General features: G+C 73.3%; 11 protein-coding genes. 6 read left to right on the top strand and 5 right to left on the bottom strand.

The window, feature by feature from the left end:
• Positions 1 to 135: 135 nt before the first annotated feature.
• Positions 136 to 1,290, bottom strand: a complete 1,155-nt coding sequence (locus Scani_RS20195; RefSeq protein WP_159478335.1) for an acyltransferase family protein — start codon at positions 1,288 to 1,290, stop codon at positions 136 to 138.
• A gap of 782 nt (positions 1,291 to 2,072) precedes the next feature.
• Between Scani_RS20195 and Scani_RS20190 the strand changes: the two genes are divergently transcribed.
• From Scani_RS20190 to Scani_RS20180, 3 genes are all read left to right on the top strand, one after another.
• Positions 2,073 to 2,906, top strand: a complete 834-nt coding sequence (locus Scani_RS20190; protein WP_159478332.1) for an undecaprenyl-diphosphate phosphatase — start codon at positions 2,073 to 2,075, stop codon at positions 2,904 to 2,906.
• 216 nt (positions 2,907 to 3,122) lie between these two features.
• Complete coding sequence (locus Scani_RS20185) at positions 3,123 to 4,409, top strand: PP2C family protein-serine/threonine phosphatase (RefSeq protein ID WP_159478329.1); 1,287 nt, start codon at positions 3,123 to 3,125, stop codon at positions 4,407 to 4,409.
• Positions 4,410 to 4,782: 373 nt separating this feature from the next.
• Positions 4,783 to 6,114 carry a DUF5685 family protein gene (locus Scani_RS20180; protein WP_159478326.1) on the top strand — a complete coding sequence of 444 codons (1,332 nt, stop codon included), beginning with the start codon at positions 4,783 to 4,785 and terminating at the stop codon, positions 6,112 to 6,114.
• 129 nt (positions 6,115 to 6,243) lie between these two features.
• Here the strand turns inward: Scani_RS20180 and Scani_RS20175 are convergent, their stop codons facing one another.
• The 4 genes from Scani_RS20175 to Scani_RS20160 form a co-directional block, all read right to left on the bottom strand.
• Positions 6,244 to 7,071 carry a hypothetical protein gene (locus Scani_RS20175; RefSeq protein ID WP_159478323.1) on the bottom strand — a complete coding sequence of 276 codons (828 nt, stop codon included), beginning with the start codon at positions 7,069 to 7,071 and terminating at the stop codon, positions 6,244 to 6,246.
• Positions 7,071 to 8,345, bottom strand: coding sequence for a VWA domain-containing protein (locus tag Scani_RS20170; RefSeq protein ID WP_159478320.1), 1,275 nt, complete (start codon positions 8,343 to 8,345; stop codon positions 7,071 to 7,073). Before Scani_RS20170 ends, Scani_RS20175 begins: the two co-directional genes overlap by 1 nt.
• 155 nt (positions 8,346 to 8,500) lie before the next feature.
• A complete protein-coding gene (locus tag Scani_RS20165) occupies positions 8,501 to 9,679 on the bottom strand; it encodes a MalY/PatB family protein (RefSeq protein ID WP_159478317.1) in 1,179 nt (392 codons plus the stop codon).
• Between the two features lie 117 nt (positions 9,680 to 9,796).
• Positions 9,797 to 11,974 carry a SpoIIE family protein phosphatase gene (locus Scani_RS20160; RefSeq protein WP_159478314.1) on the bottom strand — a complete coding sequence of 726 codons (2,178 nt, stop codon included), beginning with the start codon at positions 11,972 to 11,974 and terminating at the stop codon, positions 9,797 to 9,799.
• 222 nt (positions 11,975 to 12,196) lie between these two features.
• Here Scani_RS20160 and Scani_RS20155 point away from each other — a divergent pair, with 222 nt between their 5' ends.
• From Scani_RS20155 to Scani_RS20145, 3 genes are all read left to right on the top strand, one after another.
• Positions 12,197 to 12,343 (top strand): hypothetical protein, encoded by a 147-nt coding sequence (locus Scani_RS20155; RefSeq protein WP_159478311.1) that lies wholly within the window; start codon positions 12,197 to 12,199, stop codon positions 12,341 to 12,343.
• Entirely contained in the window at positions 12,340 to 13,116 is a 777-nt protein-coding gene (locus Scani_RS20150) for a GNAT family N-acetyltransferase (protein WP_159478308.1), read from the top strand. The genes Scani_RS20155 and Scani_RS20150 overlap by 4 nt, the downstream gene beginning before the upstream one ends.
• A 134-nt stretch (positions 13,117 to 13,250) precedes the next feature.
• The gene (locus Scani_RS20145; protein ID WP_159478305.1) at positions 13,251 to 15,212 is read left to right on the top strand and encodes an APC family permease; all 1,962 of its coding nucleotides are present in this window, start codon (positions 13,251 to 13,253) and stop codon (positions 15,210 to 15,212) included.
• The last annotated feature ends 45 nt before the right edge of the window (positions 15,213 to 15,257 follow it).

The raw sequence follows: 15,257 nt of genomic DNA, 5'->3' as shown, positions 1-15,257 counted from the left end.
ATCCGCCGGGGCCGTCGGAGCCGGGGTGGAGGCGAGGCCCCCGCGCACCGTCCACGTGACGTGGACGGTCCCGTCCCGGCTCCGGCGGGGCGCCGTCACCGCAGCGTCATCCGGCTCCCGGTCCGTGCCGACCCGCTATGCCGTACGGCGCTGCGGCGTACCGGGCGGGGGCTCCTTCCTGAAGGCCCACCGCATCTTCGGCTCCATGGCGAAGCGCAGGGCGCGTTGGACCGGCGGGGTGCACAGCAGTGTCACGACCGCCGCGGCCAGCAGCGTGACGACGACGGAGCCCCACGGGCTGTGGACCCAGGCGGCGTCGTACCAGTCGAACCAGCGGGAGGCCTTGGCCAGGAAACCGTGCAGCAGGTAGCCGTAGAGCGTGCCGGCGCCCAGTACGGTGCACCACGTCCGGCGGCCGGGCACCCAGGCCAGGAAGCAGGCCGTGAGGACCAACGAGCAGCCGAACATGGCCAGTTGCATCAGGATGCCGCACCACCACGGCACGCCCAGCTTCTGCGCGCTGTCGGTGTGGTAGAACCACGCGTCGTTCATGCGCGGCACGGCCCAGTACGCGAAGCCCAGCGCGGCCACGAGGACGGGCACCGCGGCAATGCGCGCCGCCCAGCAGCGCACCAGGCTGAAGTGCTCCGCTTTCAGGCACATGCCGAGGACGAAGAACGGCAGGAACTGCAGGACCCGCTGGAGGTCCAGGTCGGTGCCGAGGTCCGGAGAGACGGAGGCCGACAGGGCGATCGCCAGGGCCAGCGGCACCGGCCACCGGACGATCCGCCACAGCGGGGCGGTGAGCCGCCACAGGAACAGGGCGGCCAGGAACCAGGTGAGGAACCACGGGTCCATCAGGTCGGCCGAGAAGCTGGGCAGGTCACCGGCCCAGTACCGGAACAGCGCATAGGCCGTCTGGAAGAGGATGTACGGGACGACGACGCCAGTGACCAGCCGCTGCAGCCGGTCGCGGCGCATATCGAAACTGCGCGAGAAGTACCCGGATATGACGGTGAAAGCGGGCATGTGGAACGCGTAGACGAAGATGTACAGCGCGGCCGCGCTCCGGCTGCCCGCGTACAGCGGCTCCCAGGCGTGACCCAGCGCCACCAGGACGATCGCCAGGTATTTGGCGTTGTCGAAGAACGCGTCGCGATGTTTCTTCGGGGGCGGTGACGCCCGCTCGGCCGCGGCTCCGGCGGGGGAGCGGGCGGCGTCCGCGGGCCGCTCGGCGGGCGTCGGCGGAGCGGTGTCCTGCAGGGTCGAGGAGTGGGGGAGAGGGCTCACGACACGGCCTCCCAGGGGTCCGTCGGCCGCCGGGTCCTTCTTGCCGTGGTGGTGAGGGTGATCACTGTGACGATCGTGGCAAGCGACATCCTGGCTCCTCGTGTAACTGGTGCGGGACGGTCAAGGACCCTACCGGCGCCGGGTGGTGCTCCTGGTGCGAGCCTGCGCGAGCAGGTGCATCACAATGCTGCGTGGACCTGTCGCCTCCGGTGCGCCGGCGGTCCGGAGGCGCACCGGGGCACCGGCCGTGCGACGGCTCCCCCGCTGGTCGTCTACAGTGCTGTAGACCATCTGGGGCACTGTAGACGCCGGGACGCGCGGGACGCATCCCGGCCCATCGCGGGAGGGGCTGACGACATGGCTCGGTGCCCAGGCACCCGCCCTCCTGTACGTCGCCGGTCATGGCCACCGTTCAACCGCCGCGCATCCCGGTGGCCGTCCGCCGCCCCCGCCCGCCGCCGCACCCCTCCTCTCTCCGGCCCCCGCCGGGCGACGCCCCCGCCGCCCGCCGGGCCGGTCCCGCGGGGGCCTACCGCGCCCTTCGCTTCGGCCCGACGGCGTGACCACCAGTACAGTCGCCTCACCGACCTGTGTGCCGAGGCATACGCGGGTGCAGGTGACGCCGGAGTCACCCCCGGGACCCGTCCCGGCCGGGCCGCGAGCATCGCCGCGGGCGCCGATGCCCCCGCGTCCGTGCCGCATGCCCGGCCGCAGGACCCAACGCCCACCGCACCACGGCGCACCCGCGCCGCACGTCCACACCGTCCCCAGAAATGGATCCCATGAGCGCGATCAGCATCGGCCAAGCCGTCGTCCTCGGAGCCGTCGAGGGGGTGACGGAATTTCTTCCGGTCTCCTCCACCGGCCACCTCAAGATCGCCGAGGGGCTGATGGGGATCCCCGTCGACGACAAGACCGTTGTCGGCTTCTCGGCCGTCATCCAGGTCGGCGCGATCGCCGCGGCGCTCGTCTACTTCGGCAAGGACATCGTGCGCATCGTGGGGGCGTGGTTCCGCGGGCTGCGCAACCGCGAGGAGCGCTACCACCACGACTACAAGTTCGCCTGGTGGGTGATCTACGCCACCATCCCGATCGTCGTCGTCGGACTGGCCGCCAAGCCCCTGATCGAAGGCCCCCTCGCCTCCCTGTGGGTGGTGGCCGGGTCGCTGATCATCGGCAGCGGTGTGATGTGGGCGGCGGACCAGATGGGCCGCCACAAGCGCGGTGAGGACGACACCTCCCTCAAGGACGCCATGTGGGTCGGCTGCTCGCAGATCCTCGCCCTCCTCTTCCCCGGCTTCTCCCGCTCCGGCGCGACGATGTCCACCGCCCTCATCCTCGACCTGGAGCGCGTCGCGGCCACCCGCCTCTCCTTCTTCCTCGGCATCCCGGCCCTCACCGGAGCCGGTGTCTACGAGCTGAAGGACGCCGTCGGCAGCGGCGCCGCCGTCGCCCCCCTGGCCATCGGCACCGTGGTCTCCTTCGCCGTCGCCTACGCCTCGATCTCCTGGCTGCTGAAGTTCGTGGCCAAGCACTCCTTCAACTCGTTCGTGATCTACCGGATCCTCGTCGGCGCCCTCCTCTTCGGTCTGCTGGGCATGGGCGTCCTGTCCTGACGACCGCCGCGGGTCCCGACGGGGCGACGGCCGCCCGCCCGCGCGGGGGGACACCCGCACGGGACCCGCACCGCTGACCGAGGCCCGGCGGACCCGGCCTCCGCCGCACGGAGGACCGGCGCCACGGCCGCGGCGGGCCGAGCGGCCCCCGGGGCCGGTCCGGCGGATCATGGCCGGGGCGCGCAGGAGGCGGGCCGCAGCGCCCTGGAGGTGGCCGTGTCGCACGAGGAGGGCCCGAAGGCGGACCCGGACGCCGGTTCCGCGGGCCTGCCGGCCCGGCTGCGGCTGGTGGAAGAAGCCGCCGAACGCATCGGCACCACCCTGGACGAGCAGACCACCTGCGCCGAACTGTCCCGCTTCCTGTGCCGGCACCTGTGCGACGCCGCCGCGGTGGACCTGCTCGACGAGGAGGGCACCGGGGCGCGGTCCCGCTCCCCGGCAGCGCTGCGGCGCGTGGCGACCGCAGGCCTGGTGAGGGTCCTGGAGGCGCGGTTCCCCGACGAAGGCCCGGAGGGGCCCGACGGCGGGTCGCTGTCGCTGCGGGTCCTGGCCGAGGGGCAGCCCGCCACCGCTACGGCCACCCTGTCGGGCGGCCGCTCCGCCGGGGCGCTGTCGGTGCCGCTCCTCGCGCACGGCCGCCGCTACGGCGTCCTGCTGGCCCTGCGCGCGGGCGGCAGCTTCAGCGCGGACGAGATCGCCACGGTGCACTTCCTGGCCCGCCTCACCGCCGTCCAGCTCGCCCACGCCCGCCGGTACGCCGCGGTGCAGCGCACGGCGATGGACCTGCAGCGGGCGCTCCTCGCCGAGCCGGGCAAGCCGCACCCCAATCTGGAACTCGCCACCCGCTACCTGCCCTCCGGCACCAGCGCCCTGGTCGGCGGCGACTGGTTCGAGACGGTGCGCCTCCACTACGGGCGCACCCTGCTCGTCATGGGCGACGTCATGGGACACGGGCTCGATGCGGCGGTCGACATGAACGCCTACCGCTCCCATCTGCGCTATGTCGCCTCCACCGATCTGCCGCCGCATCGCGTGCTGCGTCAGCTCGACGCCGCCGTGGCCGGGGACGAGTCCCGCCGTCCGGCGACCTGCCTGCTCGCCCGGGTCGATCCGGCGCGCGGTATCGCCGCCTTCGCCAGCGCCGGTCACCTCCCTCCGGTGGTCTTCGGCAGCGAGGGCGCGGCCGACCTCCTCCACGTCCCCGTCGGTCCGCCCCTGGGCACCGGGGCCGGGGGCTACGAACTCGTCACCCGCACCCTCACGTCCGCGGACACCCTGCTGATGTTCACCGATGGCCTCGTCGAGCGGCGCGGCGAGGACATCGACGTCTCGCTCTCCCGGCTGGCCCGGATCCGGCTGCCCGCCGGGGCCGGTGTGGCGGAGGTGCTCGACGAGGTCGTGCTCCGCCTCGACGGCCTGCATGCCGAGGACGATGTCGCCGTCCTCGCCGCGCGCCTGCGCCACCACCCGGGGGAGGGGCCCGCCGCGCCCGTGCCGCTCTGAGGCCCGGGCACGCGTCCCGACGAATCCGGAAAGCCGGCTGAACGGTCCCGGGGTGCGGTCCGTACATAGGGGTGTGCCGCGGGATTTTCCCCGATTCCCGGCAAGCCCGGCCCGGCCTTCCTGTGGACCTGGGCCGCGCGGCCGCTCCGCCGGTGCTTCCCCTGGCACCGGCGGAGCGGCCGCCTTCACCACCGCGCGGGACCGGACCGGCCCGACCGCCCGTCACCACCGTCACCGTGACGGCACATCAGGTGCGGTACGGCCCGCACCTGGGGCGTGTGTCCAGGTCAACGGCGTACTCGGTACGATTCCTGCCGCTGCCGGACCATGCCGCCGAGGCCGGTCCACGCCGACGTCACACGGGGGTTGCCACATGTTCGGAATCGTCAGGCCCTGCACCCATCGCCTGTCACAAGGGCTCAAGGCGGAGTGGATGGCCCATCTGTGCGGCCTCTGTCTCGCGCTGCGCGGCGACCACGGGCAGTTCGCCCGGGTCGTCACGAACTACGACGGGCTGATCATCTCCGTGCTGACGGACGCCCAGTCCGGCCTCGCGCAGGCCGGCCGCCGTACCGCGGGGCCCTGCCCGCTGCGGGGTATGCGTACCGCCTCGGTGGCGAAGGGGGAGGGCGCGCGCCTCGCGGCATCGGTCTCCCTCGTGCTGGCCTCGGCGAAGATACGCGACCATGTCGCCGACGGGAACGGAGCGTTGCGCCGCCGGCCGGTGGCCGCCGCCGCGCGCAAGGTCGCCGCGGGCTGGGACCGGGCCGGCGCGCGCACCGGCGCCACCCTCGGCTTCGACACCGCCGTACTCGTCGACGCGGTCGACCGGCAGCTCGGCATCGAGGAACTGGCCGGACCCGGCACACCGCTGACGGTGATCACCGAACCGACCGAGACGGCGACCGCCGCGGCCTTCGCCCACACCGCGGTGCTGGCGGGCCGGCCGGGCAACGCCGCGCCGCTCGCCGAGGCCGGCCGGCTCTTCGGACGGCTGGCCCATCTGCTCGACGCCGTGGAGGACCGTACGGCGGACGCCGCCGAGGGCGCCTGGAACCCGCTGGCCGCCACGGGCGCCACCCTGGCCCAGGCCCGCCGGCTGTGCGACGACGCGCTGCACGGCATCCGCCTCGCGCTGCGCGACGTGGAGTTCGCCGACTCCGCCCTCGTGCATGTGCTGCTGGTGCACGAACTGCGCCGCTCGGTGGACCGCGCCTTCGGCACCGCCGCCTGCTCCCACCAGGGGCACGGCGCGCCGGGGCCGTACGACGGCCGGGGCGGCAACCCGTACCAGGACGGTCAGCCCTCCCCGTACGGCCGGCCCCCGCAGTACGGTCAGCCGCCCCAGTACGGCCAGGCGCCGGCCGGTGGCCCCTACGCCCAGGGACAGCAGCATCTGAACGGGCCGCAGAACCCGTACGGCGGCGGTGGTCCGGTGGGGCCCGGCGGCCACGGGGGCGGATACGGCGGCGGCTCCGGCGGGGGCGAGGGCGGGATGCCGCAGTTCCCGCAGCAGCCGAAGAAGCCCCGTGGCTTCCTCGCCGGCTGTGCGGTCGCCATCGGACTGTGCTGCACCTGCAAGCTCTGCTGTGCCGAGGAGTACGAGGGGGCCTGGTCGCGCAAGAAGCGCGAGGGGTGCTGCCAGAAGTGCGATTGCGGCGACGGTTGTGATTGCTGCGACTGCTGCAACTGCTGCGACTGCTGAGAGGAACACCGGCGCTCCCCGGCTCACGCGCCCTGGCTCACCGGCCGGGCCGTCCTGGCCGCGACCGGTGAACGCGGGCCGCCGGGGCGGGAGGGCGGCCGGGCCCGTGCCACGGCCGCCCCCTGGAGGTCAGGCGCCCGGTGGCACCCGTGACGGGCGGCCTGAGCCACCCGTCATGCGGTAGCCCGCGATGCCGGCCAGGGCCGCGAGCAGTCCGCCCGCCGCGGTCCAGAGCCAGCGGTCCGACCACCCGCCGGAGGACCAGCCGCCGTCCGGTTCGCCCAGCGCCGCGGGCTTCCCGGGTGCGGTGCTCTCCTCGGCCTCCGGCGAGGCGGTGGAGGCGCCGGGCACCAGGGGCGCGGCGAGCGTGCCGTCCACGGCGTGCGCGCCGCCCATGTCGGCGACGGTGGCGCCGACCTCGGCGTGCACCGGCAGACCGAGGTCGTCCTTGGGCAGGTCGGTGACCGTCAGGCGCAGGTAATAGCTGCCGGGCAGCGGATCGTTCGCCCACGGCTCCGCCCAGGCGCGGACCGTGCGCAGCGTGCACGACAGCTCGACGGATTCCGCCTCCCGGGCCGCCGTCCTCGTACTGGCGCCGTACTGGCACGACTGACGGCGGCGCAGCCCGTCATAGACATCGAGCTGCCAGGTGGCCGCGCCGTGCCGGGTGCTCTTGGGAAGGGCCACCTTGGCCTTGACGGTGGCGCGCTGTCCCGCGTCCACGGGCAGTACCCAGTAGAGGTAGTCGCCGGTGGAAGCGTCGGCCGTGCCCCGCTGGTCCGGCCTGAGGGCGGTCGCCGTACGGAAGGAGGTACCGGCCTCGGTCGGGGCGGGCGCCTCCCCGTCGGAGCCGGTGCTCGGGCTGGGGGACGGGCTGTCGGCGAGGGCCCCTGGGGCCGAGCCGAACAGGGCGGCGCCCACCAGAAGAGCGGTTGCCAGGGTGCGTAGGGTGCGCATCAGTTGGTCCTCCACACGGTCACGCGCCAACGGGAGAGCCAGCCCCACAGCAGGCCCACGACCAGCCCGGTGAGAGCCAGCGAGGCCAGCAGCCACCAGCCGTGTCCCAGGCCGAAGAAGGCCGCGTCGGAGGCGTCGTCGGGCCCGTCCACCAGGTCGACGGTCAGCTCGACGGGCAGGCCCGGATCGGTCTTGACCGAGGCAGGCGCCGAGAAGGAGTTGCTGACCTGCAGACAGACGGTCTCCGCCGTGGGTTCGCCGTCGTCGTCCGCGGCGGAGGTCTGCGCCTTCGGGTAGCGCAGCCCGGAGGAGATCACATCCGTACGGCCGTCGCCGGCCTCCGCACCACGGACGATCTCCCGGCCGTGCACGGTCGAGGCCCGCAGCAGGACCCCGTAGTCGTTGTTGACCGCGCGGTCCGCGGCGACGCTCACCGAGGCACGCAGTTCCTGGCCGGGCCGGACGTCCACCCGGTACCAGCGGTGCTCGGCGAACTTCTCGCGGTCGCTGTAGAGACCGGGCTTGAGCTTCGGGGCGCCGGCGCACTGCTGTGACCCCTCGGTCGCCACCGGAGTGACCACCGGATGCGCGGCGCGGTCCACCAACTGGTGCACACGGTCGCGCAGTTCCTTGGTGTGCTGCACCGAGGTGTAGGTGCCGCCGGTCGCCTCGGCGATACAGCTCAGCTGGTTGCGGGTCTTGGCGTCCGGCAGCAGCCCGAGGGTGTCGACGGTGAGGTGGATGCCCTTGGCGGCGATGTCCCGTGCCACCTGGCAGGGGTCGAGCGGGGCGCAGGTGTCCTCGCCGTCCGTGATGAGGACGATCCTGCGGGACGCGTCGCCGCCCTTGAGGTCGTCGGCCGCGCCCAGCAGCGCCGGGCCGATGGGCGTCCAGCCGGTGGGGCTGAGCGTGGCCACCGCGGTCTTCGCCTCGGTCCGGTTCAGCGGGCCGACCGGGTAGAGCTGCCGGGTGTCCTTGCAGCCGACTTTCCGGTCCTCGCCGCGGTAGTTGGCGCCGAGGGTGCGTATGCCGAGCTGGACCTCGTCCGGCACGGCGTCCAGCACCTCGTTGAACGCCTGCTTCGCGGCGGCCATCCGGCTCTGACCGTCGATGTCACGCGCCCGCATCGAGCCACTGACATCGAGCGTCAACTCGACTTTGGGGGAGGACTTCGCGTCGGGTTCACCGGCGCTGGCGGGTGTGGGGGCGAGCGCGAGGGTCATCGCGGCCAGCAGGCCGCACACCCCGGCCGCCAGCCGTTTTCTTGTGATCATCGCCGGATCGTATGGAGAAACTCCCCGCAATCCAAAACGGCCCCCAAGTGCGGTGCGGGGGACGGCCGGTGGCGGCCCGGCCGTCCCCGCGGGGCGGCGTTCCGTTTCCGGTACGGAAGGGGACGGGGCGTGTGGAGCGGCGTCCGCCGCAGTGGTCAGGTCAGCGCGGCGGCCATCCGCCGTACGGCCTCCGTCAGCAGCTCGGGCGAGGTCGCGAGGTTGAGCCGGACGTGACCGGCGCCGCCGGTGCCGAAGTTGGTACCGGGGCTGAGCGCGACCCTGCCGCGGGCGAGGAAGACCGCGGCGGGGTCGTCACCGAGACCGAGCGCACGGCAGTCGAGCCAGGCGAGGTAGGTGCCGGCGGCGGGGCGGTAGCGGACCGCGGGGAGGTGCTCGGCCAGCAGGGCGGCGAGCAGCCGGCGGTTGTCGTCGAGGCCGGCGCGCACCGCGTCGAGCCAGTCGCCGCCGTCCCGCAGGGCGGCGGTGTGGGCGATGATCCCCAGGTGGCTGGGGCCGTGGCTGACCTCCTCCGGGAGGCGGGCCAGATCGTCGGCCGCGGCCGGTCCGGCGAGGGCGAGCGCCGCCTTGAGACCGGCCAGGTTCCACGCCTTGGACGCCGACATCAGCGACAGCCCGCTCTCCGCGCCGGGCACGCTCAGATACGGCACGAAGCCGGTGTCGAGGGCCACCACGGGCGCGTGGATCTCGTCGGCGACGACCCGGACGCCGTACCGGTCGGCCAGTGCCGCGACGGCGGCCAGTTCCTCGGCGCCGTGCACGGTGCCCGTGGGATTGTGCGGGCTGCACAGCAGATACGCGGCCCGGCCCCCGTCCGCGACGGCGTGCCGGAACGCCCCCTCCAGCGCGGCGAAATCGATCCGCAGATCCTCTCCCAGCGGCGCTTCCACCACCCGCCGGTCCATATGCGTCACGAACTGGTAGAACGGCGGGTAGACGGGGCAGTTGACGACCACCGGGTCCCCCGGGCCGGTGACCAGTTTGAGAACCTCGACGATCCCCAGCATCACATCGGGCACGATCGCCGTGCGCGCGAGGGCGATCCCGTCCCAGCCCCACCGCGCCCGCGCGAAGTCGGCCAGCGCCCGGGCGTACGCCGTTCCCGCCGGGTAGCCGGTGTCGCCGAGCGCGACCGCCTCCGTGATCGCCGAGGCGACCGGTGCGGGGAGCGGCACATCCATCTCCGCCACCCACAGCGGCAGCACATCGTCCGGGTAGGTGCGCCACTTCATGCTCGTACGACGCCGCAGGTCGTCGAGGGAGAGCCGGCGCAGCGGGTTGGTGTCGTCGGGGGTGGCACGCGGCACGGGGTCCATGGAGCCAAAATAGGCATGTCGCCCGGCGAACGGCAGGGGGCCGACGGTCGTCGTCGCCGACGGGACGGTGGGTGCCGGGCCCGGACCCGCGCCGACAGACCGGCGCCGGGCTCGGTATCAGGTGGCGGTGACCACCAGAGTGGCCTGGTCATCGGGGGTGGAACGGCCCGCGAAGGCGGTCACGGCGGCATGGACGGCGTCGATCAGACCGGTGGCGTCGCATGCCGTGGTGGGAAGGGCGAGGAGGGCATCGGCCAGCCGGTGGTCGTCGAAGAACTCGCCCTCGGCGGAGCGGGCCTCGGTGATGCCGTCGGTGACCAGCACCAGGCTGTCGCCCGGCGTGAGGTCGAGCCGGCACACCGTGCCGTCGAATTCCGGACCGATCCCCAGGAGCAGGCCCGACTGGACGAGTTGTTCGACCGTGCCGTCGGTGCGGCGCACGAACGGCGGCACATGACCGGCCCGTATCAGCTCCAGTGCGAGGTGCGATCCGGTGTGCCGCAGCTCGCCGTAGACGAGCGAGACGAAGTAGTCCTCGTCGAGCGCGCTCCCGGCCACCGCGTCGTTGATGGCGGCGACCACGGCCGCCGGGTCGTGCAGCAGGCGTGCGGCGGCGCGGGCGGTGTGGCGGACCATGCCGGTCGTGGTGGCAGCCGCCGCGCCGCGCCCGCACACATCGCCGATCATGAACGCCCAGCGGTCGTCGGGGAGCGGGAAGACGTCGTAGAAGTCGCCGCCGACCTCGAGCCCTTCCCCGGCGGGGTGGTAGGACGCCGCCAGATCGGCGCCGGGAATGGCGGGCAGCTCCGGAGGCAACAGCCCGGCCTGCAGCTCGCGGGCCAGCTGGACACGGTCGCTGAACTGGCGGGCGTTGTCGGCACTGGAGGCGGCCCGGCGGGCCAGCTCCTCGGCGAGCGCGATGCCGTGGCCGTCCAGGGGCCGGTCGGTGGCCAGCAGGGTCAGGACGCCGAAGGTGCGGCCGCGGGCATCCAGCGGGACGCAGACGTAACCGGTGACACCGGGCAGTACGGGGCGCCCGCCGGGCGGGACATCGGCGCGGTCCGTCTCCGTGGTGCCGGAGGCCAGGACTCGGGCGACCGCGCTCTCGACCCGGTCGCGCAGGGCGGGGGAGTCGAAGAGTTCTTCCGCGGCGGGGGTGGCGGCGGCCTCGGCGATCCGCCGGGTCCGGCCGTCCTCCCGCACATGGACGCTGCACAGCGGCGCCAGGGTCGGCACGGTCAGCCGGGCCAGACGCTGCAGGCAGTCGGAGAAGTGCGGCTCGCGGGTGATGGCCGTGCTGGCCTCCAGGATGAAGGCCAGGTCCTCGCGGGCCTCCCGCTCCCGTTCCTGGGCCGCGCGGCCCGCCTCCATGGCCTGGTGGCGTTCGATGGCCAGCGCCGCGATACGGGCGAACGCGGTGCTGAGGGCCAGGTCCTTCGCCTCGGGGGCCTTGGGCGCCCGGTGGTACATGGCGAAGGTGCCCAGCAGCCGGTCGTCCGTCCCGATGATCGGGGTGGACCAGCACGCCGCCATCCCGGCCCGTGCCGCCAACTCCCGGTAGCCCTCCCACCGGTGATCGGTGGCGATATCGGTGACGATCACCGGCACCCGCAGATGCGCGGCCGTGCCGCACGAGCCCACGTCCGCGCCGATGGCGATCCCGTCGATCGCCTCGTTGTAGAAGTCCGGCAGGCCCGGACCGGTGCCGTGCCGCAGATGCCGGCCGTCGGAATCGGCCAGCAGCACCGAGACGATCAGTTCCGGCGACAGCTCCTCGATCGCCCGTGCCATGCCGGTCAGGATGTCGCCGAGCGGAGCGTCGCGCGCGATCCGCTCCAGCAGGATGCGCTGCTCGGCCGCGAGGAGCTGGGCGTGGTGGTACACGGTGGTCTCCACCGCGATCACGATCACCCCGTCGACCTCGCCCACCGCGTCCCGGCGCGGCTCGTAGGTGAAGTCGAAGAACCCCTCCCGCTCCTTCCCCGGCACGCCGAGCACCAGCCGCGCGCCACGGGCGCGGAACGCGGTGCCGGTGCGGTAGACCGCGTCGAGCCGGTCGAGGACGCCCTGCGGCGCCAGCTCCGGAACCAGCTCGCCGATCGGCACCCCGGTGTCCGTACGGCTGCCCCCGAACGCCTCGAAGAACGCCGGATTCGCCGCCTCCAGCAGATGAGAGGGGCCGCCCAGCGCAACGAAGATCACCGGAGCCTGATCGAACAGGTCCTGGTACTCCCGCAGGGACGTGGACCTGGGATGAGTGGTGACCGCGCCGAGGCGATCCGGCTGTAGGGACATGACAGGCCGCCCTCTCTCGCACGCACCGACCGCGGCGCCCGTCCACCTCCACTCTGGCACACCGCTCCAAGGATTCCAGGCCACGGCGGGAGCGGTCACCGAGCGGATCCGCCCGGCGACACGCCGGACTCCTCGGTCGTTCCTCCGCTGCCGTGCGCCCGGGGGCCCGGAGGGGGCCGTTCGGCGTACCCGTCCCCTCTCCGGGGCGGGACCGCACCCGACATGCCCCTTTTCTCCCCTAGGGTCCTGGTGGCCGGTGCCGCCTCCGCCGACGGCCACCGCACCGCCCGGTGGCTCGCCGGGCGCGGCACCACCGTTCGGCGCACGGCCGCACCGGCGCAGGCCGCGACCACCCGAGGAACCTCGTGATCGAACTCGCCCCCGACCGACTTCCCCCGCTCACCGGCTGGTTCACCGCCGGATCCCCCGGAGCGGCCGCGCTGCCCGAACACGTACGGGCAGCGGGAACCGGCCGCTGGTGGGCCGACCGGGCCACCGCTCCACGCGCCCTGGCCGTCGCCTGCGCGGACCACGTCCTGCTCCGCGGCGATCCGAGCGCCCTGGCCCCGGATGCCCTCGCCGCCTTCGGCGCGCACTATGTGCAGGCCCCGGCCTGCTTCCTGCCGGCTCTGCACGGCGCCTTCGACCGGGTCGTGCCGTGGGAGCGGATGCTGTATCTGCACCGCGTGCCCGTGCCGGTGCCGCGCCTTCCGGACGAGGTGACGGTGCGTCGGCTGGTCCCGGCGGACGCCTCGGCGCTGGCCGTCCTCACCCGGGACGCGGCCTGGTTCCACGCCAGCTGGGGCGGCCCGGCCGGTCTCGCCGCCTCCGGATCCGGCTGGGCCGCGTTCCGGAAGGACGACCCCCTCGCCGTCGCCTGTACGTACTTCCACGGCACCCGGTACGAGGACCTCGCCTGCTTCACCCTCCCCGGACACCGACGCCGTCGCCTGGCCCTGGCCTGTGTGACCGCCCTGTGCCGGGACGTCGCCACCCGCGGCCACACCCCGAGCTGGACCTGCTCCCGCGACCACCGCCCCAGCCGGCTCCTCGCCTGGACCGCGGGCTTCCGCCTGGAGCGCGAGTACGTGCATCACCTCACCGGGCAACCGGCCCGCCGGGGAGCCGGGCTCCCCGCCTGAACGCCCCCGCCGCACACGCCGGGGACACGAACGCGCCACACCGCCGAACACCACGGCGACGGCGTCCGCACTCCGTACGCTGACGTGCGTCTCGTCGCCGGCCGGACGCTTTCGCGGTACGACAGGAGCACACGATGGCCGCTTCCGCCGGACCTCCTCCCGGGGCCGCAGCACGGCATCGCCTGCGCGCGTGGATGCTGGAGGGCCTGGCCGACATGGCCAAGCACCAGCCGGGGTCGCACGTCGCGCCCGAGGCCCACCGCGGACAGCGGTGGTGGCGGGTGATGTGCCTGACGGGAGTGGACTACTTCTCGACACTCGGCTACCAGCCGGGCATCGCGGCCCTGGCCGCGGGCGTGCTGTCGCCGATCGCCACCCTCGTCCTCGTCCTGGTGACGCTGGCCGGCGCGCTGCCCGTGTACCGGCGGGTGGCCAGGGAGAGCCCGCACGGCCAGGGCTCGATCGCGATGCTGGAGCGGCTCCTGTCCTTCTGGCAGGGCAAGCTGTTCGTGCTGACGCTGCTGGGGTTCGCCGCCACCGACTTCCTCATCACCATCACCCTCTCGGCCGCCGACGCCGCCACCCACCTGGTGGAGAACCCGCACCTCACCAGCGCCCTCCAGGACAGCCGGCTGGTCATCACGCTGATCCTGGTCGCGCTCCTGGGCGCGGTGTTCCTCAAGGGCTTCCTGGAGGCGATCGGGGTGGCCGTCGTCCTCGTCGCCCTCTATCTCGGCCTGAATGTGGCCGTGGTCGTCGCCGGACTGTGGCATCTGGTCACCGCTCCGCATGTCGTCACCGACTGGTCCCGGGCACTGACCGCCGAACACGGCAGCCCGCTGGCGATGGTCGGCGTGGCCCTGCTGGTCTTCCCGAAGCTGGCGCTGGGCCTGTCCGGCTTCGAAACCGGCGTGGCGGTGATGCCGCATATCGAAGGCGACCCCGGTGACACCGAGGAGCGCCCCACCGGACGTATCCGCGGCGCGAAGAAACTGCTGACGACCTCTGCCGTGATCATGAGCGTCTTCCTCATCATCACCAGCTTCATCACCACCGTGCTCATCCCGGAACCGGCGTTCCAGCCCGGCGGCTCGGCCAACGGCCGCGCCCTCGCCTATCTGGCCCACGAGTACCTGGGCTCCGCCTTCGGCACGGTCTACGACGTCTCCACCATCGCCATCCTCTGGTTCGCCGGCGCCTCGGCCATGGCCGGCCTGCTGAACCTGATGCCGCAGTACCTGCCGCGCTACGGGATGGCGCCCCACTGGGCGCGGGCGGTCCGCCCGATGGTGCTGGTCTTCACCCTGGTCGCCTTCCTGGTCACCTGGATCTTCAACGCCGACGTGGACGCCCAGGGCGGCGCCTACGCCACCGGTGTGCTGGTCCTGATCAGCTCCGCCGCGATCGCGGTGACCATCACCGCACGGCGCGCCCGCGAGCACGGCTGGACGATCGGCTTCGCCGTGATCTCCGTGGTCTTCCTCTACACGACCGTGGCGAATGTCGTCGAGCGCCCCGACGGGGTGAAGATCGGTGCCTGCTTCATCGCCGGCATCATTCTGCTGTCGTTCCTCTCCCGCCTCGCCCGTGCCTTCGAGCTGCGGGTGACCAGTGTCGTGCTCGACGAGAAGGCCGAGCGGTTCATCCGCGACGCCGCCCACCGCAAGATCCGCTTCATCGCCAACGAGCCCGACCAGCGCGATCTGTCGGAGTACCGCGACAAGCTGCAGCAGATCCGCACCGACAACGATCTCCCCGTCGACGACGACTTCATCTTCGTCGAGGTCACCGTCGGCGACCCGTCCGAGTTCGAGAGCGAACTGCGGGTGCGCGGCGAGGTACTGCACGGCCGCTTCCGCGTCCTCGCCCTCGACAGCTCCACCATCTCCAACGCGCTGGCCGCGCTGCTGCTGCACGTACGGGACGCCACCGGAGAACGGCCGCACATCTACTTCGAGTGGACCGAGGGCAACCCCTTCGCCCAGTTCCTCCGCTTCTTCCTCTTCGGCCAGGGCGAAGTCGCCCCCGTCACCCGGGAGGTCCTGCGCGAGGCCGAACCCGACCGCGACCGCCGCCCCCGTGTCCACGTCGGCTGAGGCGGACGGCCCGTGGCCCGGGTCGGAGTCCCGGGCGGCTCTCGG

It is taken from the genome of Streptomyces caniferus (assembly GCF_009811555.1).
Lineage (GTDB): Bacteria > Actinomycetota > Actinomycetes > Streptomycetales > Streptomycetaceae > Streptomyces > Streptomyces caniferus.
This window is presented reverse-complemented; position numbering and strand designations above follow the sequence as displayed.

Excerpts from the sequence above, each read along its gene's own strand:
- Scani_RS20190 (WP_159478332.1), top strand. The coding sequence starts at position 2,073 with ATGAGCGCGATCAGCATCGGCCAAGCCGTCGTCCTCGGAGCCGTCGAG.
- Scani_RS20180 (WP_159478326.1), top strand. The coding sequence starts at position 4,783 with ATGTTCGGAATCGTCAGGCCCTGCACCCATCGCCTGTCACAAGGGCTC.
- Scani_RS20175 (WP_159478323.1), bottom strand. The coding sequence starts at position 7,071 with ATGCGCACCCTACGCACCCTGGCAACCGCTCTTCTGGTGGGCGCCGCC.
- Scani_RS20170 (WP_159478320.1), bottom strand. The coding sequence starts at position 8,345 with ATGATCACAAGAAAACGGCTGGCGGCCGGGGTGTGCGGCCTGCTGGCC.
- Scani_RS20165 (WP_159478317.1), bottom strand. The coding sequence starts at position 9,679 with ATGGACCCCGTGCCGCGTGCCACCCCCGACGACACCAACCCGCTGCGC.
- Scani_RS20160 (WP_159478314.1), bottom strand. The coding sequence starts at position 11,974 with ATGTCCCTACAGCCGGATCGCCTCGGCGCGGTCACCACTCATCCCAGG.
- Scani_RS20155 (WP_159478311.1), top strand. The coding sequence starts at position 12,197 with ATGCCCCTTTTCTCCCCTAGGGTCCTGGTGGCCGGTGCCGCCTCCGCC.
- Scani_RS20145 (WP_159478305.1), top strand. The coding sequence starts at position 13,251 with ATGGCCGCTTCCGCCGGACCTCCTCCCGGGGCCGCAGCACGGCATCGC.